Origin of the sequence: Hymenobacter qilianensis (assembly GCF_014638675.1) — a bacterium.
Taxonomy (GTDB): domain Bacteria; phylum Bacteroidota; class Bacteroidia; order Cytophagales; family Hymenobacteraceae; genus Hymenobacter; species Hymenobacter qilianensis.
In genome coordinates this window covers 1,105,064-1,125,383 of record NZ_BMFN01000001.1, presented here as the reverse complement: position 1 = coordinate 1,125,383, position 20,320 = coordinate 1,105,064, and the positions used below count along the sequence as shown (strand labels likewise).

At 53.5% G+C, this 20,320-nt stretch carries 13 protein-coding genes; 9 read left to right on the top strand and 4 right to left on the bottom strand.

Annotated features, from left to right (window positions below):
• Positions 1-572: 572 nt before the first annotated feature.
• Positions 573-7,856 (top strand): beta strand repeat-containing protein, encoded by a 7,284-nt coding sequence (locus IEW06_RS04755; RefSeq protein WP_188547575.1) that lies wholly within the window; start codon positions 573-575, stop codon positions 7,854-7,856.
• Between the two features lie 157 nt (positions 7,857-8,013).
• Here IEW06_RS04755 and msrC read toward each other — a convergent pair whose 3' ends face one another.
• Positions 8,014-8,496, bottom strand: coding sequence for a free L-methionine (R)-S-oxide reductase MsrC (gene msrC, locus IEW06_RS04750; RefSeq protein WP_187733667.1), 483 nt, complete (start codon positions 8,494-8,496; stop codon positions 8,014-8,016).
• 79 nt (positions 8,497-8,575) lie between these two features.
• Positions 8,576-9,616 carry a bifunctional diaminohydroxyphosphoribosylaminopyrimidine deaminase/5-amino-6-(5-phosphoribosylamino)uracil reductase RibD gene (gene ribD, locus IEW06_RS04745; RefSeq protein ID WP_188547574.1) on the bottom strand — a complete coding sequence of 347 codons (1,041 nt, stop codon included), beginning with the start codon at positions 9,614-9,616 and terminating at the stop codon, positions 8,576-8,578.
• Between the two features lie 52 nt (positions 9,617-9,668).
• On the opposite strand from ribD, the gene prmC reads away from it, so the two are divergent.
• From prmC to rfbA, 7 genes are all read left to right on the top strand, one after another.
• Positions 9,669-10,529, top strand: coding sequence for a peptide chain release factor N(5)-glutamine methyltransferase (prmC, locus tag IEW06_RS04740; RefSeq protein WP_188547573.1), 861 nt, complete (start codon positions 9,669-9,671; stop codon positions 10,527-10,529).
• A 98-nt stretch (positions 10,530-10,627) separates the two neighbouring features.
• On the top strand, positions 10,628-11,230 hold the full coding sequence (locus IEW06_RS04735) for an acyltransferase (RefSeq protein WP_187733668.1): 603 nt from the start codon (positions 10,628-10,630) through the stop codon (positions 11,228-11,230).
• Positions 11,231-11,256: 26 nt separating this feature from the next.
• On the top strand, positions 11,257-12,552 hold the full coding sequence (locus tag IEW06_RS04730; protein ID WP_187733669.1) for a nucleotide sugar dehydrogenase: 1,296 nt from the start codon (positions 11,257-11,259) through the stop codon (positions 12,550-12,552).
• A 107-nt stretch (positions 12,553-12,659) separates the two neighbouring features.
• Complete coding sequence (gene galE, locus IEW06_RS04725; RefSeq protein ID WP_187733670.1) at positions 12,660-13,691, top strand: UDP-glucose 4-epimerase GalE; 1,032 nt, start codon at positions 12,660-12,662, stop codon at positions 13,689-13,691.
• A 78-nt stretch (positions 13,692-13,769) separates the two neighbouring features.
• Positions 13,770-14,825, top strand: a complete 1,056-nt coding sequence (gene rfbB / locus IEW06_RS04720; RefSeq protein ID WP_187733671.1) for a dTDP-glucose 4,6-dehydratase — start codon at positions 13,770-13,772, stop codon at positions 14,823-14,825.
• Between the two features lie 105 nt (positions 14,826-14,930).
• On the top strand, positions 14,931-15,938 hold the full coding sequence (locus tag IEW06_RS04715; protein WP_188547572.1) for an SDR family oxidoreductase: 1,008 nt from the start codon (positions 14,931-14,933) through the stop codon (positions 15,936-15,938).
• Between the two features lie 66 nt (positions 15,939-16,004).
• Positions 16,005-16,883 (top strand): glucose-1-phosphate thymidylyltransferase RfbA, encoded by an 879-nt coding sequence (rfbA, locus tag IEW06_RS04710; protein ID WP_187733672.1) that lies wholly within the window; start codon positions 16,005-16,007, stop codon positions 16,881-16,883.
• A gap of 73 nt (positions 16,884-16,956) precedes the next feature.
• On the opposite strand, the gene chrA is transcribed toward rfbA, so the two are convergent.
• Positions 16,957-18,189: a chromate efflux transporter gene (gene chrA, locus IEW06_RS04705; protein WP_229743040.1), complete on the bottom strand. Its 1,233-nt coding sequence runs from the start codon at positions 18,187-18,189 to the stop codon at positions 16,957-16,959.
• A 154-nt stretch (positions 18,190-18,343) separates the two neighbouring features.
• The gene (locus IEW06_RS04700) at positions 18,344-19,321 is read right to left on the bottom strand and encodes an isopenicillin N synthase family dioxygenase (RefSeq protein WP_187733673.1); all 978 of its coding nucleotides are present in this window, start codon (positions 19,319-19,321) and stop codon (positions 18,344-18,346) included.
• 127 nt (positions 19,322-19,448) lie between these two features.
• Here IEW06_RS04700 and IEW06_RS04695 point away from each other — a divergent pair, with 127 nt between their 5' ends.
• On the top strand, positions 19,449-20,276 hold the full coding sequence (locus tag IEW06_RS04695) for a hypothetical protein (protein ID WP_187733674.1): 828 nt from the start codon (positions 19,449-19,451) through the stop codon (positions 20,274-20,276).
• The last annotated feature ends 44 nt before the right edge of the window (positions 20,277-20,320 follow it).

Sequence of the window (20,320 nt, the reverse complement as noted above, 5' to 3'; positions counted from 1 at the left end):
CTGGTAGTCCATTTTGCGCAGGTAGTACTGTGAATGTGACTTTCAACTTTGATGGCCCAAGGTCTACGGGTGCTACCTATACATTTAGAGCCGAGTTATCGGATGCCAACGGAGCTTTTAATTCTCCTGCAACAAACATTACTAGCCCTAATTCACCAACCCAATTTTCTTTAAATAATGGCGGCAATGGCAGTGGGACTATTAACGCCACTCTACCAAGTAGCACTAATACAGGCGAGGGATATCGTATTAGAGTGGTCACGAATGCGCTACCAAATGGTGGTCTATCAGCTAGTATCCTGAAGATAAATGCAACGGTAGGAAAACCTACTGCTATAACCATTGCGTCAGGAATCGAACCAACCTGCCAGTTAACGAATAGCACCACTACAACGAATTATGCCACCACGGCTACTAACAGCACAGGATTTAACTGGTCGCTGAGTAAAACCACAGCTGGTACAATTTCCTCGACAGGTGTCGTAACCTGGGCCAGTGGTTTTTCCGGCTCAGTTGATATTCAAGTAACGGCTAACGGCTGTAATGGGCCTTCTGCTCAAACTGTGAGGTCGGTGACCATCAATGCTGCACCTACGGTAGCCTCAATTACTGGCACAGCGGCGGCATGTGTAGGCGGCACTACCACCCTAAGCACCGCTACTACCGGTGGCGGGTGGAGCAGTTCAAATACGGCAGTTGCTACTGTTGATGCAGCATCAGGTATAGTTACAGGCGTTAGCGTCGGCTCAGCCATCATTAGCTATACACTCACCAACAATGGCTGCTCCAATAGTGCTACTCGAGCTGTTTCTATTACTGCTGTCCCTAATGCCCCCACGGCCAGCGTAACCCAACAGCCTACCTGCGCTTTAGCTACAGGCACTATCACAGTTAGCCTTCCAGCTCCAGCCACCGGTATCACTTATAGCATCGACGGCACCAATTACATTAATACAAGTGGTGTGTTCTCGGGTCTGGCAGCGGGCGACTATTTCGTGTCGACGCGCAGCAACGGCTGTACTTCCGGTACGACCAAAGTTACAGTCAATCCACAGCCTGCTGCACCTACTGCCTCGATTAGTGCGAGTGACCCAACTACCTTCTGCGCTGGCGGCTCCGTAACCCTTACTGCTTCAGAAGGCACAAGCTATTCGTGGAGCAGCGGCCAGACCACGCGAGCCATTACCGTAAGTGCCAGTGGTAATTATTCTGTTACGGTTACTAACAACGGCTGCTCGGCTACTTCGGACGCTACGGCTGTAACGGTTAATCCTGTGCCCAGCGCTGCCTTCACTTACAGCGGTTCGCCATTTTGTAAGTCGGGCACTAATCCATCGCCGGCTGTTACTGGTGCTATGGGGGGCAAATTTACCTCAACCAACGGTCTGACCCTGAATGAAAACACGGGTGAGATTAACCTGAGTGCAAGCACGGCCGGCACGTATACCGTAACCTATACGGTGTCGGGCACCTGCTCTAATAGCGCCACTGCCGCCGTCACGATTACGAACACTCCGGTGGCGACGTTCTCGTACGGTGCTGCTGCATATTGCACCTCTGTTTCCTCTGCTCCGGCCATACTGGCTACAGGCGCTACGGCTGGCACATTTACAGCTTCTCCCGCCGGCCTGACCCTGGATGCTGCCACCGGCCAGATCACGCCCGGCACCAGTACGCCGGGTACTTACGTGGTGACTAACTTGATTGCCGCCAGCGATGGATGCAATGTCACGTCGGCTACAAAGTCTGTAACGATAAATGCTGCCCCTGCTATTACCGCTCAGCCCCAGCCCGCAACCCAAACCGTAGGCGAGGCAGCCAGCTTCTCCGTCGCGGCAACGGGTACCGGCCTCACGTATCAGTGGTACAAAGGGCTTGTAGGCTCGGGTGCTCCTATCGGTGGCGCCACCAGCAGCACCTATTCAATTAGCTCGGTAACTACTGCTAATGGCGGTAGCTATTATGTGACGGTAAGCGGTGAGTGCACCCCACCGGTTACCAGCAGCGTAGCCACACTGACCGTAAACAAGCTAGACCAAACCATCACCTTTGCGGCTATAGACTCGAAAGTGTATGGCGTCAGACCATTTGCAATCAGTGCATCAGCTACTTCCAACTTGCCAGTGATTATTTCAGTAGCAAGGGGACCAGCTATTCTCACCAAAGGGGAGCTTTTTATCACAGGAGTTGGTGAGGTAATTATCGAAGCTTTTCAGGGCGGTAACGACACGTATAATGCTGCAACCGACGTAACGCGTAGCTTCACGGTAACCCCAGCTACGCCTGCTGTCGCGATTACCGGCGGAACCTTCACGTACAACACGCAGGCGCATCCAGCCACCGGCGTGAGCGTGACAGGCGTGAATGGAGATAACTTGACGATTACTTCCGTAACGTACGAAGGCACTGATGGTACATCGTACAGCGCCAGCACCACAGCTCCTCGTAATGCCGGCAAGTACCTAGCTACGTCCACGTATGCTGCCAGCACTAACTACACTACCAATAGCGCCACGGCAGCTATTACCATCGAGCGTAAAGAGCTTACTGCCACGGCTGACAATAAGAGCAAGTCCTACGGGGATGCAACTCCACCCTTGACGGTAAGCTATGATGGCTTTGCCGGAACCGAGGATGCCAGCGCGCTGACTATTGCTCCCGTTGCAGCTACGGCTTCTAACGAAAGCAGTGGATTTGGCACATATCCCATCTCTGTAAGTGGTGGCGTAGCTACAAACTACAGCTTCACTTATGTAGCCGGTACGCTGACTGTTGCTAAGGCCGCCCTGACGGTAACGGCTGACCCCGCAAGCCGCGTGTACGGAGATGACAATCCTTCTTTTACGGCCACGGTCTCTGGTCAGAAGAACGATGATACCTTCACAACCGGCGGCAGCAGCACAGCCTCGGTTGGCTCACCAGTGGGCAGTGCCTATGTTATTACACCCACCATCAGCGGGGAAGCGCTGGCTAACTACACGGTAAATCCTGTTCCTGCCAACCTAAGCATCACCGCTCGCCCTATCACCATTACGGCAGCTTCTGACCTGACAAAGGTATACGGCGACGATGAGCCAGCCGCTTTTGCTTATACGGTTAGCGGCCGTGGCTTAGCCAGCACCGACGTATTCACGGGTGCATTGAGCCGTGTGGGGGGCAAAAATGTAGGTTCTTACGCCATTCAGCAAGGAACGCTGTCCATCAAAAACAGCTCGACCAATGCCTCGGCTATAAATAACTATACGGTTTCGTATAACACGAATGACTTCGTTATCACAACGAAAGCCGTTACGGTGACCCCCAGATCTGGTCAGAGCAAAACCTATGGCGCTACCGAGCCGGCTTTAGCTTACGAGCCAGTAGTATTAGTTGGAACGGACGCCTTCACTGGCAGCTTGTCCAGAGAACAGGGCAGCACGGTAGGTTCTTATGACATTACCCAGGGCTCCCTGGCCCTGAGCAATAACTACGTACTGAGCCTGACCGCTGGGGTGAAGTTTACAATCACGGCAAAAGCCTTAACAGCTTCTATCGTTGCCAGCAACAAAGAGTATGATGGCGGCACGACAGCAAGCGCAACAGGCAGCGTACCCGCCGCCGATGTGGTAACCGGTGATGAGGTAGCTATAGCAGTAAGCGATGCCGCTTTTGCTACCAAACAGGTTGGAACAAATAAAACTGTGACTGCAACAGTAGCTCTGACAGGAGAGGCTGCCCGTAACTACAGCTTGTCGGCCACCTCAGCCACAGCAACTGCCGAAATCACGGCCAAGCCGCTAACAGCTTCCATTACCGCTGACAGCAAAGTATATGACGGAACTACGCTGGCCAGCATCGCTACCCGCACTTTAGTAGGAGTGATTAGCCCGGACGCCGTTACCCTGACGGTTGGCACCGCTGCATTCGCAGATAAGAACGTAGCTGATAGTAAAACCGTCGCGGCAGCAGGCCTGCGCCTGGACGGCGCGGATGCCGGCAACTACTCGGTTAACACTACGGCTACGGCCACGGCCGCTATTACTGCCCGGCCTATTGTAGTAACGGCTGCTGCGAACCAAAGTAAGGTGTATGGTACGACTACTGATCCAGTATTAGGGTACTCGATTACTACGGGTTCAAAAGTAGACGGCGACAATTTCTCGGGCCAATTGGCGCGTGCTGGTGGCGAGAACGTGAATACCTACGCCATCGATCTGGGTACGCTCAGCCTGGGCACAAACTATGACTTGAGCATGACCGCTGGCAGCACCTTTGCCATTACCCGCAAAGCACTCACGGCATCGATTCTGGCGCAGAGTAAAGTATATGATGCTACTAGTAATGCCACTGCTTTGGGCAGCGTGCCCGCCGCCAGCCTGGTAGGAAGTGATGTAGTAACGGTAGCCGTTACAAATGCTCAGTTCAACGACAAAAAAGTTGGACAGAATAAAGCAGTAACCGCAACCGTAGCGCTGGGGGGCAATTCTGCCAGCAACTACAGCCTGACCGCCAACTCAGCTTCAACAACAGCCAACATCACGGCCGCTGAGTTAACCCCCGTGTTCACCGCTGCTCATAAAGTATACGACGGCAGCACGGCAGCTACCATCACGACCCGTTCTCTGGATGGTGTGTTGGAAACTGACGCGGTAACCCTCACGGGTGGTAGTGCCAGCTTCGCCAATAAGAATGTAGACATCAACAAGATTGTAACCGGCAGCAGCTTCAGACTGGATGGTGGCGACGCCGGCAACTATAGCCTGCCGACTACTAATCCTACTGCCCAGGCTAACATCACTGCAAAAGAACTGACAATTGGCATTACGGCCACCAGCAAGCCCTATGACGGCAACAGAAATGCTACCGTAACGGCTATCATCACCAATGGCCTAGTTACTAATGATGCTGTAACAGTAAACGCTGTCGGCGGATTGTTTGATACCAAGAACGCGGGTACGGGCAAAACAGTGACGGCGGATGTGAGCATCACCGGGGGCGCCGATGCCGGCAATTACACTGCCAACACAATGGCTGCTACTACGGCTGCTATTACTGCCAAAACGCTGGTCATTGACATTGCCGCTCAGAATAAGGTGTATGATGGTAACAAAAACGCGGCTGTGACTGCTTCAATCGCCAGTGGCCTGGTTGAGAAAGACGCTGTAACAGTGAGTGTTCTCAACGGTCTGTTCGACAACAAAAATGTCGGTACGGGCAAAACGGTGACCGGTGACGTAAGCAAAGCCGGTGCTGATGCGGGTAACTACACAGCCAACACCACGGCCATTGCCACGGCTGACATCTCAGCTAAAGAGCTGGTTATTTCGCTTAGCGCAACAGACAAGGTCTACGACGGAAATGCTACGGCTACTACTTCAGCCTTCCTCGCTGCTACCAGCGGTCTGGTAGCCGGGGATGTAGTGACAGTAGCTTCTACTGGCGGCACGTTTGCCGACAAGAATGTGGCTCCGGGCAAGGCAGTTACGGCGACGGTAAGCAAAGCAGGTGCGGATGCTGGCAACTATACGGCTAACACCAGTGCTGCTGCTACGGCTGCTATTACCGCCAAAGCGCTGGTTGCTTCAGCAACAGCTGCCAGCAAGGTGTATGACGGCACCGGGGCCGCCACGATCCTGACCCGTACTCTGGAAGGCAAGGCAATGGGAGATGATGTTAGTCTGACGGCTGGCACGGCTTCCTTCTCCGACAAAGGTGTAGGTACGGCCAAAACTGTCTCGGTAGTGAATTTGGACTTGATTGGTGCTGATGCAAAGAATTACACCTTCAACAGTTCCACTACGACTACTGCCGATATCACGAAGTTGAGCACTACTGGCACCTTTGTATCAAAAGACAAAGTGTATGATGGTAAAACAACAGCTGATGTGATAAGTACCTCGGTTGTGAAAGCCATCAGTGCGGACGACGTAGTTCTGAGTGGCACTGCTACCTTCAGCAACAAGAATGTTGGTGCCGACAAAACGGTAACGCTTAATACGCCTTTGCTGTCAGGTAATGATGCTGCCAACTATCACTTAGCTACCGTAAGCACTACTACTGCTAGCATAAGCAAGCGCGACTTGCTGGTGACTGCAACCGGTATAGACAAACTGTTCGATGGCACAACGAATGCTACTGTAAGTCTGAAAGACAACCGGGTAGGTGGAGATGATCTAACGACTGCTTACACTAGTGCATCCTTCGCTGACTTTAAGGTTGGTGTGAATAAGCCAGTGACGGTGAATGGCATCAGTATTTCCGGCACAGATGCTGGTAACTACACAGCCAACACCACGGCGGCCACTACAGCGACCATCAATATGGCAGTTGCACAAATGGTGCTGGTCGTTAATACTCAATCAGTACAATATTCCGATAAAATCACACTAACTGCTAAGGTTACCTCGACTACTGCTGAGGCACCACTAAACAGCACGGGTGGTACTATCCTGTACAAGATAACCAGCAATGGTGGCTCGCCTGAAACATTAGGCTCTTCAATTATTGAAGACTGGAATGCTACGAATGGCACCATAATCAAGTCGTTCGCAATTATGCAGAAGCCTGGTACTTATAGTGTGTCGGCCGTGTTTACGCCAACCTCAGCTAACATAGCTAGCGCCACCAGCACTACTGCGCTTGGTGTTACAAAAGAGGATGCTGACTTAGTATACTCTGGCTTAGAGTACTTTGGTACTGCCAATTCCAGCTCCTACAATGCGAATGTGGAATATATCGCAACATTCACTGATAAGGCTGATGACTCACGCGGGGCTGTCAAAAACACGAATGTGGCTTCAAGTGTGGCCTTCAGAGAAGTAGGCACCTCCACCAATTTGTTTGGTAGTCTTTTTGAAGTCAACCTGCTGAATACTGATGATCCTACGGTTGGGGTAGCCCGTACTGATGTCAAGGTCATCGAGCTTACTGAAGGTGAGTTTAAAGAAGGGGGTAAGACGTTCAAGTTGAGCGCTATAGCACAGGGCAATTATTATGAGGGCAGTACGGTTGAACCCCAAACGCTGATTACGATAGCTGTACCCGGCCAAGATTATGTAACTGGTGGGGGCAGCATGGTGATGGCTAATCCGGGTGGCACTCATGCCGGCACTGTCGATTCGAAGATGAACTTTGGTTTCACGATGAAGTGGAACAAAAGCGGCAAGAATATCCAGGGCCAAGCCAATATCATCTTCAGAAAGCAGGTTGGCACCGAGTGGCGCACGTATCAGATCAAGAGCAATGCCATCAACACATTAGGCACTTTCTCGAATCCTGAAGGCAACCAGGGCGACTTCAACACGAAGGCCAACCTGTCTTACACCACGGATGCTAACCCGCTCACCAGCGTTACGGTCACTGGTAACCTCGACCTTTCCATACAGGCATTCGAGTCTGTTCTGACGGGCAAATCGCACCAGATTGGCGTTACGCTCCGGTCATCTACCGGCGAGCTTCTCTTCTCCAGCAATTGGATTGGCGGCAAAACGGTGATGAAGGAGTTGAAAGGTGGTAGAATCAGCGTACGGAGCACCTCAACGCTCAATGCCGTAACAGTTCAACAGACAAGTGTTGCGTCGGTGGGTGGTGTGAAGACTGCTGAGGTGAAGACAGCCAGCAACGTGCTGGAGGTTTACCCGAACCCAATAGCTGACCAGGCTACTATCCGCTTCCGCAGCACCGAAGGTGGCAAGGCGCAGGTATACATCTATAACAGCTTGGGTGGCTTAGTCTCAACGCTTTATAATGCTGAGATAGAAGGCAACCGTGACTATACTGTTAAGCTGACCCGTGAGGATCTGCCCAACGGTGTGTACTTCTGCCGCCTGATTGTTAATGGTAAAGTGGAAAACAAGCGCATTGCTATTGAGCGATAAGCTGAGCTTATCCCAACAGTAAGCACCAAAAAAGAAAGCCGGGATTTTCCTGGCTTTCTTTTTTACATCATGTATTAATTTTCATATCACTAATAAAAAAAGCCCCCCAGAGTTTTCTGGGGGGCTTTTTTGACTATACAAAATACAAGCGAGTTACTCAAAACCAGCTTGCCATCAGCTGCGCGAGTTGCTCCAGGGCCTGCTGATCGTCTTGGTCAAAGTCGTTGAGCTGGTCGCTGTCTACATCAAGCACCATTACTACCTGTCCATCTTTCAGCACCGGCACCACGATTTCAGACTTCGACTCGCTGCTGCAGGCAATGTGGCCGGGAAACTGCTCCACATCGGGTACAAGCAGGGTCTGGGCCTGGGCCCAGCTGGCACCGCATACGCCCTTGCCGTGCCGGATTCGGGTGCAGGCAATTGGCCCCTGAAAAGGCCCGAGCACCAGCTCATCGCCCTTTACCAGGTAAGCGCCTACCCAAAAAAAGCCAAAGGTTTGCTTTAAAGCGCCCATCGTGTTAGCCAGGTTGGCAATCAGGTCGGGCTCGCCGGTAGTCAGGGCCTCAATCTGGGGCAGGAGCTGACGGTATTTTTCGGCTTTGGTAAGCGTAAGGTCGAGAATGAGTTCTTCAGCCATGAGAAAAGCAGGGTAAGCTGCGGCTTTTGTGGTCGTGAGATGTAGGATAAAGTTGAGCTACGGCGAGGCAAGCTGCGGCTTACGCGCGGTAGTGGTGATAGACAAACAGCATATCGTCGCCCAGAGTTACCTGCTCGTGCAAATGCCTGATACCCAGTTGGGGTGCCGCAATGCCCGCGCCAAGGTTTTTAGGGCTGCGCAGTATTCGGGCTTCATCCCAAAGACCATCCTTTAATAGAGAAGTCAGCACAGTAGGGCCACCCTCCACCAGCACCGATTGTATCTGACGCTCAAAGAGGTTGGCCAGAATGCAAGGGAATAAGTCTTCCGCTTCGGGTAGCTTTATGTAGTCGATGTTGGGCCGGGCAGCCCGCTCGCGGTACGTGTAAACCAAGGTAGGCTGCTTGCCATCGAGCAGATGATGGCTGGGGGGCAAACTGAGGTTTTTGTCGATGGCCACGCGCACGGGATTTTGGCCGGGCCAGTCGCGCACGTTCAGATTGGGGTTGTCGTGCAGGGCCGTGCGCGTGCCTACCAAGATGGCCTGCTCCTCGGCGCGCCACTGATGCACCGCCACGCGGGCCAGCGCCCCGCTTATTTGAATGGGCTGATAAAACCGTCCGGCCAATAGTCCATCGGCCGTTTCGGCCCATTTCAAGACCACGTAGGGCCGTTTCTTCTCCTGAAAAGTGAAGAAGCGCCGATTGAGCCACCGCCCATCCGCCTCCAGCACGCCTGTCTCCACGTGCACACCAGCAGCGCGCAACTTGTCGATGCCGCGGCCGGCTACAAGCGGGTTAGGATCGAGGTTGCAGATGACGACATCGCGGACGCCGCTTTCAATCAGTAAGTCGGCGCAAGGCGGTGTTTTGCCGAAGTGAGCACACGGCTCCAGCGTCACGTACACGCGGCTTTTGGGCAGCAGACTTTTATCAGCAACGGCCGCCAGGGCGTTTACCTCAGCGTGCGGACCGCCGTAGCGCTCATGCCAGCCTTCGCCGATGATGCGGCCGTTGTGGGTTACCACGCAGCCAACTACCGGGTTAGGCCGCGCATAGCCCAAGCCCAGCCGAGCTAGGTCGAGGGCGCGGCGCATTATCAATTCATCAAAATCACGCATACGGGGTGGGAGGAACGTAGCTTTATGGCCGAAGGTACAAACCCTGCTTCGTATGACCATCCTGGAGCTAACGCGCCGCCTCACCACCACTTTGGGGGGCATTTATCCTGAGCCTGAAGCCGCTGCCATTGCGGGGCAGATGGTGGAGCATTATCTGGAATTGACGCCTTTAAAGCGCCGCATGCAAGCCACTGAGCTGGTTTCCACAGAAAAGGCGCAGTTAATAGACGCTGCCCAAGCTCGGCTCCTGCGCCATGAACCCCTGCAATATGTGCTGGGTACTGCTCACTTTGCGGGCTTGGAGCTGGAAGTAACGCCCGCCACGCTCATCCCCCGCCCCGAAACGGAAGAGTTGGTGGCGCTTATCAGCAAAGAGCAGAAAAATGCCCCCCAGCTTACCATTCTCGACATCGGCACGGGCTCGGGCTGCATTCCTATTGCCCTCAGCCAGGCCCTGCCAGCAGCCCGGGTAATAGGAGTGGATATTTCGGCTGAGGCACTGGCTGTGGCCCGGCGCAACGCGGCCCGCTATGCGCCAAACGTAGAGCTTCAGCAAGTCGATATTCTGCGAGCCGCACCGACCGGAATTGCCCCCCACAGCCTGGCGGTACTGGTGAGCAATCCGCCCTACGTGCTGGAAAGCGAGCGGGCCCAAATGCGGGCCAACGTGCTGGACTACGAGCCGGCTACCGCGTTGTTTGTGCCGGATAATGACCCGTTGCTTTTCTATCGGCGCATCGCTGAGCTGGGCCAGGAATTGTTGCGGCCGGGGGGCAAATTATACTTCGAAATAAATGAGCAATACGCCACAGCCGTACGCAGGCTACTCGCTGAGCTGGGGTACGCTGGGGGGCAAATTCAGCAGGATATGTTCGGTAAAGACCGGATGGTGACTGGGGTAATGGTCGAGTAGGGGCCCCCACGCTCACAGAATCCGAACTTCTCAAACTTAAAAAGTCCTACCTTTGCGGGCTCAAAATCGGCGGCCTGCCGAGCTAGTTATCTGCTTTCGTGACTGATACGGTTGCCTATTTTGCACATCCCACCGCTGTACTCGACGACGGCTGCCGTATTGGCGCCGGGTGTCGCATCTGGCACTTCGCCCACCTGATGGCGGGCTGTGAGCTGGGCGAAAACTGCAGCATCGGGCAAAACGTGATGATAGCGAATGGCGTCCGCTTGGGTAGCAACGTGAAAGTGCAAAACAACGTGAGCCTTTACTCGGGCGTGGAGTGCGCCGATGATGTTTTTCTGGGCCCATCCGTCGTCTTTACCAATGTGCGCAATCCGCGCAGCGCCGTGCCGCGCCGCCACGAATACCAGCCTACCGTACTGGAGCGCGGCGTAAGCGTGGGGGCCAATGCTACTATTATATGCGGAGTTCGGTTGGGTGAATACGCCTTTGTAGGCGCCGGTTCCGTAGTAACCCACGACGTGTCCCCTTACTCCTTAGTGTACGGTAATCCGGCCCGCCCGCAGGGCTGGATGAGCCGCGCGGGGCACCGTCTTATTTTCGATGCCAGCCAGCGGGCCACCTGCCCCGAAAGCGGCATGCAGTACGAGTTAACCTTTGATAATCAGGTAATACCTGTTATTGCGATCCAAAATTCATAAGTCAAAATTCAGCATTTCCTCTTCCTGTGTACGAGCAATTACTTCAGAAAAAAGCCAAGCTAGCCGTTATCGGCCTCGGGTACGTGGGCTTGCCTATCGCCCTTGAGTTTGCCCGCAAGCTCAGCGTTATCGGCTTCGATATAAACGCCGCCCGCGTCGACTTGATGCGCAACGGCATAGACCCCAGCGGCGAGCTGGAGGCCAAAGACTTCGAGGGCTGCGACATCACATTCACCGACTCCTTGGAGGTATTGCGTGAGGCCAATTTCTACATCGTGGCCGTGCCCACGCCCATCGACGAGCACGCCATGCCCGATTTGAAGCCCTTGTTGGGAGCATCAACCAGCGTGGGCAAAGTGCTCAAAAAGGGTGATTACGTAGTGTTTGAAAGCACTGTATACCCCGGTTGCACCGAGGAAGACTGTATCCCGGTGATGGAGAAGCTGTCGGGCTTATCATTCCCTCAGGATTTCAAGGTGGGTTACTCACCCGAGCGCATCAACCCCGGCGATAAGGAGCACACGCTGACCAGCATCATAAAAGTAGTGGCCGGCTGCGATGATGAGTCGCTGGATATCATTGCCAAGCTCTATGAGTTGGTGGTGAAAGCCGGTGTACACCGCGCCAGCAGCATTAAAGTAGCCGAGGCAGCCAAGATCATCGAGAACACCCAGCGCGACGTCAACATTGCGCTGATGAATGAGTTGTCGCTGATTTTTGACCGCATGAACATCAACACCTATGAGGTGCTGGAGGCCGCGGGCACCAAGTGGAACTTCCTTAAGTTCTCGCCCGGCCTAGTCGGTGGCCACTGCATTGGCGTTGACCCTTACTACCTGACGTATAAGGCGAAGGAGCTAGGCTTTGATGCCAAGGTTATTCTTTCCGGCCGGAGCACCAACGACAATATGGGAGCCTACATCGCCCGCAAAACGGTGCAGATGATGATTAAGCAAGGCAAGGACGTAGCCAAAAGCCGGGTGCTGGTAATGGGCGCTACCTTTAAGGAGAACGTGGAGGACATTCGCAACTCCAAGGTGGCCGACGTGATTCAGGAGCTGAAAAACTTCTCTGTCAATGTGGATATCGTAGACCCGCACGCTGACTCTGACGAGCTGCACCATGAGTATGGCTTCCGCCTCACGTCCGCCGAAGAGACTAGAACTGACTATGACGCCGTTATTGTAGCCGTGGGCCATAAGCCCTACCTCGACAAAAACGAAGCGTATTTCCAGTCTATCACGGCTGATAATGCCGTTTTGGTTGATATTAAAGGTCTGTACCGCAGCAAGATGCAGGATCTGCACTATTGGAGCTTGTGATATAAATAGTTAAATGGCTGGAGGGTAAATGGTTGAATGTTCAATAATCAACCATTTAGCCATTCAACAATCAGCAATTTAACCCCCAGCCATTTAACCACTCAGAAATGGAAAGGACGAAAATATTAGTAACCGGCGGCGCAGGATACATTGGCTCGCACGCGGTAGTAGAGCTATACGAGGCTGGTTATCAGCCTGTAATTGTTGATAACTTCAGCAACTCTTCCGAGTCTGTGATGCACGGCCTGAAAGAGATTTTGGGAACCAGCATCACGTGCTACGCCATTGACTGCGCTGACGAAATAGCACTGCGCGAGGTGTTTGCACACGAGAAAGACGTGCGTGGCGCCATTCACTTTGCCGCCTACAAAGCTGTGGGCGAATCGGTGCAGAAGCCACTGGCGTACTACCATAACAATATCGGCTCCTTGCTCACACTGCTGAAAGTGATGCAGGAGTTTGAGGTGCCGAACGTGGTTTTTTCTTCTTCCTGCACGGTATACGGCATCCCTGACCAGCTGCCCGTGACGGAGGAAACGCCCACTAAGCCAGCTACTTCGCCCTACGGCAACACGAAGAAGATTTGCGAAGACATACTGCGTGACGTAGTGGCCGCGCCTAATAGCAGCGTGCGCACCATTCTGCTGCGCTACTTCAATCCTATCGGCGCCCATCCTTCGGCTCTGATTGGGGAATTGCCGCTGGGCGTACCCAATAATCTGGTTCCTTTTGTAACCCAGACAGCGGCTGGCATTCGGGAGAAGCTTACCATTTTCGGCAATACATACGACACCCCCGACGGCACCAACGTCCGCGACTACATCCATGTGGTAGACTTGGCAAAAGCTCATGTGGTAGCCGTGGAGCGCTTGTTGAAAGGGGAGAGCGAGGCCGTTGAGACCTTTAACGTAGGCACCGGCCGTGGCAACAGTGTGCTGGAAGTGGTGCAGACCTTTGAGAAGGCAACCGGCCAGAAGCTCAATTATGTTATCGGGCCTCCTCGCCTCGGCGACGTGCCCGCCATCTACGCTGACGTTACCAAGGCCAATCAGGTATTAGGGTTTGAAACCACTACTACTCTGGAAGAAAGCTTGGCTAGCTCCTGGAAGTGGCAGCAGAAGCTAATGTCAAATGGCTAAATGGTTGAAGGTTAAATGGCTGGCCGTTCTGGCAAGTCATTAAGCGTTTAGCCATTTAGCAATTCAACCATTTATCAGATGAAGATAATTATCACCGGCGGGGCTGGGTTTATTGGGTCACATGTAGTGCGCCTGTTTGTAACCAAGTACCCGGAGTATCAGATTCTTAATCTGGATGCCCTGACGTATGCAGGCAACCTGGAGAATCTGCGCGACATCGAGCATGCACCTAATTACCGCTTCATAAAAGGCGATATTGCCGATCAGGCGTTCATTGATGAGCTGTTTGCGCGCGAAGAGCCCGATGCAGTAATCCATCTGGCTGCCGAGTCGCACGTAGACCGCTCCATTACTGATCCATTGGCATTTGTGAAAACTAATGTGCTGGGTACAGTGCACTTGTTGAACGCGGCCAAAAACCTGTGGAAGCCACTGGGGTATGAGGGCAAAACGTTCTACCACGTAAGCACCGACGAAGTCTACGGCTCTCTGGAAATGGGTCCTGAGATGTTCACGGAAGACACGGCGTATGATCCTCGCTCTCCCTATTCCGCCTCCAAGGCCAGCTCCGACCACTTCGTGCGCGCTTGGTACCACACGTATGGGCTGCCGGTGAAGTTGAGCAACTGCTCCAATAATTACGGTCCCAATCATTTCCCGGAAAAGCTGATTCCGCTGGCCATTCACCGCATCCGCACCCAGCAGCCGGTGCCGGTGTATGGGAAGGGAGAAAATGTGCGCGACTGGCTATTCGTGAAAGATCACGCGACGGCCATTGATGCCGTGTTTCATAAAGGCAAAGTAGGCGACACCTATAATATTGGGGGCGTAAACGAGTGGCAGAACCTAGAGCTGATTCACCTGCTGTGTGATGTGGTGGATGAGAAAACTGGCCAAGCTCCCGGCACTTCGCGCAAGCTTATCACCTTCGTGAAAGACCGCGCCGGGCACGACTTGCGCTATGCCATCGATTCCAGCAAAATCATGAACGAGTTGGGCTGGAAGCCATCCGTTACGTTTGAGCAAGGCTTGGCCCAAACGGTCGACTGGTACCTGGCCAATACTGAGTGGCTGGAGCGCGTGACTACGGGCGCCTACCAGGACTATTACCTTCAGCAATACGCTCAGCGCTAGCGCGCAACTGATAATTAAGAATTAGGAATGAGTAATTGGGTATAAGTTATCTGATTATTTAAAGCACGATTCTTAATTACTAATTACTAATTCTTAACTGAAAGAATGTACGATATCCCTTTTCACGACCAGCCACTCGATAACCTGACCTTTCTGGTGACGGGTGGAGCCGGCTTTATTGGCTCTAATCTGGTTGAATACCTGCTTAAGTACGGCGCCGGGCGCGTGCGCGTGCTGGACAATTACTCGAACGGCTTCCGCAAAAACATGCGCCTGTTTGAAGGGCATCCGGCTCTGGAAGTTATTGAAGGCGACATTCGGGATCCGCAAGTATGCCGCGATGCTTGCCGGGGGGCAAATGTGGTGCTGCACCAGGCCGCACTAGGCTCCGTACCGCGTTCTATCAATGACCCCATCACGAGTAACGATGTGAACGTGGGGGGCTTTGTGAATATGCTGGTGGCCGCGAAAGAAGCTAACGTACAGCGCTTTGTGTACGCTGCTTCTTCTTCCACCTACGGCGACTCGCCCCACTTGCCTAAGATAGAAGACCGCATCGGCAAGCCCTTGTCGCCGTACGCCGTGACCAAGTATGCCAATGAGCTGTACGCCGACGTATTCGGTAAAACCTATGGCATGCCTATTATCGGGCTGCGCTACTTCAATATTTTTGGCCCCCGCCAAGACCCGAATGGCGCTTACGCGGCCGTAATTCCGTTGTTTATCGACGCGGTGTTGCAGGGAAAAGCCCCCCGCATGAATGGCGACGGTGGACAGACGCGCGATTTTACCTTTGTAGAAAACTGCGTGCAAGCCAACATCAAAGCGGCGCTGACCACAAATCCGGCGGCGCTGAATGAGGTGTATAACATTGCCGTAGCCGACCGCACGTCGCTGAACGACCTGTTTACTATTCTCAAAGAAGAAGCCGGCTCGGATATTACGCCCGAATACGGCCCCGACCGTCCCGGCGACATCCGCGACTCGCTAGCTGATATTTCCAAAGCCAGAAACCTGCTCGGCTACGATCCGCAGATTCGCATTCGGGAAGGCTTGCAGCAAACGCTGGCGTGGTTTAAAGCAAACCAGAAGTTCATTCACGAGAGCAACTAACCCTTTGGCGGCCACGAAGCCCGCTCGCGCCCCATTCTTTTATACTTGGTTCGTCGTCCCTGACACATGAAAGGTATTATTCTCGCCGGTGGATCCGGCACTCGCCTGCATCCCCTCACGCTGGCCGTTAGCAAGCAGCTTATGCCGGTGTACGATAAGCCGATGATTTATTATCCGCTGTCTATCTTGATGATGGCCGGAATTCGGGATATCCTGCTGATCACCACGCCTCATGATCAGGCGCAGTTTCAGCGGCTGCTCGGTGATGGAAAGAGCTTGGGCTGCAATTTTCAGTATGCCATTCAGGAAGTGCCTAACGGCTTGGCGCAGGCCTTTGTCATTGGTGCCGACTTTATCGGTGATGATAAAGTAGCCTTGGTATTGGGGGATAACATCTTCTACGGTGAAGGACTGGAGCAGCTGCTTCAAAGCAACAGCAACCCCGACGGCGGCGTGGTATATGCCTACCACGTCAATGACCCGGAGCGCTACGGCGTAGTTGAGTTTGATGCCGACAAAAAAGCACTCAGCATTGAGGAAAAGCCCAAAACACCGAAGAGCAACTACGCGGTGCCGGGCCTGTATTTTTATGATAACGAAGTAATTGAGATTGCGCGCAATCTCAAGCCCAGCTTTCGGGGCGAGTACGAAATCACGGATGTGAATCAGGAGTATCTGCGTCGTGGCAAGCTGAAAGTGGGTATTCTGGGCCGCGGCACGGCCTGGCTGGATACGGGCACCTTTGAGAGCCTGATGCAGGCCTCAGAGTTTGTGCGGGTCATTGAGCATCGTCAGGGTCTGAAGATAGGCTCCATTGAGGAAGTTGCTTACCGTCAGGGTTTTATCACGGCGGATCAGCTACGCAAAATAGCAGAGCCCCTGCGCAAAAGCGGTTATGGCGATTATCTGATGAATCTGCCCGAAACGCAAATGCTGGAAGCCTAAACACAGATATACTATGTAAAAAAGCCCCCCAGGTCAATCTGGGGGGCTTTTTTGTGTTTATACCAAACCAGTATCAGAACAAGATACCAGCTACCAGTCCGGCCCCGATGATAACGTAGGACGGAATCTTATTCCATAGGAGCAACAAGAACGTAGAAGCTACCAGTATCAGGTTGACGGGCGTATCGGGCAGCGGATGGTAGAGCAGAAAGGTGGCGGCCCACACCAGACCCGCACTTACGGCATTGATGCCTTCCAACGACGCTTTTACCACGCGGTACTGCTTCAGCTGGTCCCAGAAGCGAATCAGAAAGAAGATCAGAAAGGTGCCCGGCAGAAAAATACCCGCCGAGGCAACCAACGCACCCAGCAGCTGCCCGCTCACACCTGCATCTTCCCGGCGCATGGCAAGCGTACCGATATAGGAAGCAAAGGAAAAGTTGGGCCCCGGCATGGCCTGCACCAGTCCCAGCCCCGACAGGAACTCCGGGGCCGTGAGGTAGCGCTTAAACTCCACAAACTCAGCAAACAGAAGCGGCGCCAGCACTTGCCCGCCCCCAAATACGAGGCTGCCGTTGCGGTAAAAGTTCTCGAAAAGCCGCACGGGTAGCCAGCGCGTGTAATGGCCAAGCACGGCCGCCGCAATAAGTACGCCTAGCCAAAGAGCGAAGTTGGCCCACTCAACGCGCAACGGTTGCTTTTGCTCTATCTGAGGCAGTTTGCTGTAGCGAAAGGCCGTAATTAGCCCCCCAGCCAGCAGTAGCAAGGGCAGTACGGCCGGCAGCTGGAAGGAATAAGCAAGCATAGCTCCCGATACCATCAGGGCGACGGAGGTCTTGGTGTGAATTACCTTTTCGGCAATTTTGTAAGCTGAATAAGCAACGAACCCAATGGCAATCGGCTGCACGAACTGCACCAGTCGAGCTACCAGGCTAGGGTCTAAATAGCTAATACTGAGTGCAAAGACGGTCATGAACGTTACGGCGGGCGTCATCCAGACCAGCAGCGTGAGATACGCCAGATTGGGGCCGCCCAGCCGGAAGCCGATTGCAGTGATCGTTTGGGTAGAGGAGGGGCCGGGCACAATTTGGCACAAAGCCGTCAGCTCCACCAACTCTGCCGACGTGAGGTAGCGTCGCTTATCAACTAGCAAGCGGAACATCATGGCTAGGTGCGCCTGCGGACCGCCAAAGCTGGTGAGAGCCAGCACGGCCACATCCTTCAGGAAAATGATACCGCGTACGCGCTTGGTGCGGTTGCCACTACGGCGGGGTGGGGGAACCAAGCTAACCTCTTCCGTTTCCACTTTTTTAGAGCTTGGTACTTTTAACAGCCAGATACTAAGGCCTTCATAGTGCGAAGAAAAGATACGGTATTATCAGAAAAAAGCCCCCCAGAAAAATGCCGGGGGGCTTTTTTACCTCAATTATCGGTTGTCAGTAATTAGCTGACAACAACGGTTACTTTTTCTTCAAGCCAAGCTCAATCAACCGCTCGTTCAGGAACTCGCCGGCGGTAATGTCTGCTTCCTGCTTAGGATTGTCGGGCGTAACGCAGTTTTCGAGTGCTGCCAAGCTCATTTCGGAGCGAGGGTGCATGAAAAATGGTACAGAGAAGCGCGAAGAGTTCATCTTCTCACGGGGCGGATTTACCACGCGGTGAATGGTGCTCTTGAGTACGCCATTGGTCAGGCGCTGGAGCATGTCGCCCACGTTTACCACGATCTGGTCGGGCAGAGCTGTGATCGGAATCCACTTGCCATCGCGGCGCAACACTTGCAGGCCATCGGCCGAAGCGCCCATAAGCAGCGTAATCAGGTTGATGTCGCCGTGTTCGGCGGCCCGTACTGCATCAGCCGGCACCGCATCGGGGTTCTCGATGGGGAAGTAATGAATGGGGCGCAGGATGCTGTTGCCGTTGCGCACCTTATCATCGAAGTAGTTTTCGGGCAGATTCAGGTATAAAGCAATGGCGCGCAGTACGTCCTTACCCGCTGCTTCCAGCGTTTTGTACGTGGTCAGCGTAGTCTGGTGAAAGGTAGGGACTTCCTTCGGCCAGATGTTGTCGGGGTACTCATTTTTGATGGGGTCATTCGGGTCGTCTACCTCTTGGCCTACGTGGTAGAATTCCTTCAGGTCGCCGGTGTTGCGGCCTTTCGCGTGCTCCTTGCCTTTGCCTATGTAACCGCGCTGCCCGGCCAAAGCAGGGTTCTCGTAGCTTTGCTTTACCTCATCGGGCAGGGAGAAAAAGGATTTTACGTCGGCGTAGAGCTGGGTGGTTTGCTCTTCGGTTAGGCCATGATTACGCAGGGCCACGAAGCCGATGCTTTGGTAAGCATCACCGAGTTGTTGGACGAAGCGCTGCTTGCGCTCCGGGTCGCCTGACCGGAAGTCGGCTAGATCGAGGGATGGAATTTCTTCCAGCAATGTTGGGTCCATAGCGGAAAATCAAGATACTTTTGAGCAATCATTTCGTGTTGTGCAAGGTACTCAAAAATCAAATGTCATCTTTGTAACTCAACATTACCCGATATTCGGCTTCTTTGGTACTATTTCCTTTTTCATTATGAAAGCATCAACTTTACTCTTAAGCGGCGCCATGTTTTTAGGCGTTGTAGCCTGCGACACAACTCGTCAGCAAACCGAAACTGCCACGCAGACCATCGCTGAGAATACAGCGCCGGGTGGATTGTCAAGCATGGAAAAGAATGGCATCCGCCTGACTCCTTTCAACGACTCGCCTAAATATCCGGAGTCGCAGATGCGGCTGAAGACGCCAACCTCTGGCAATACCGTAGCCTCCGGTGCTGTGCCCTTCGACTATGACTTAAGTAACTTTCAGCTGACCAAGATGACCGGCGGCATACACGCCGAGCACATGGCCAATTCGCAGCAAGGCCAGCACATTCATAATATCGTCGACAATGAGCCCTATACCGCTCACTACACGACCGAGTTTACCAAGAATATCCCTGATGGTCAGCACGTGGTGCTGTCGTTCCTGTCGCGCTCCTATCACGAAAGCCTGAAGCATCGTGGTGCCTATGACCTGCGCGTGATCAATGTTGGCTCGGCGCGCGCCACCCCGCTGGGGGCCGATTTGGCCGCTCCGCACATGTTCTATAGCCGGCCTAAGGATACCTATTCGGGTAACGATACCAAGAAGGTAATGCTGGATTTTTATCTGGTTAATACTACGCTCAGCCCTGAAGGCGCCAAAGTGCGCGCTACCATCAACGGAACCGAGTTTATGTTGGATCAGTGGCTGCCGTATATGATGGAAGGCTTGCCCGCCGGCCAAAACACCATAAAGCTGGAGCTGGTCGACACCAATGGTACTGTCATTCCGGGACCGTTCAACTCCGTCACCCGCACGTTCACCCTTCAGCCTTAAGCAGCTATTGCTGATTGCTTGATTTTCAGTAAAAAGCCTGTTCA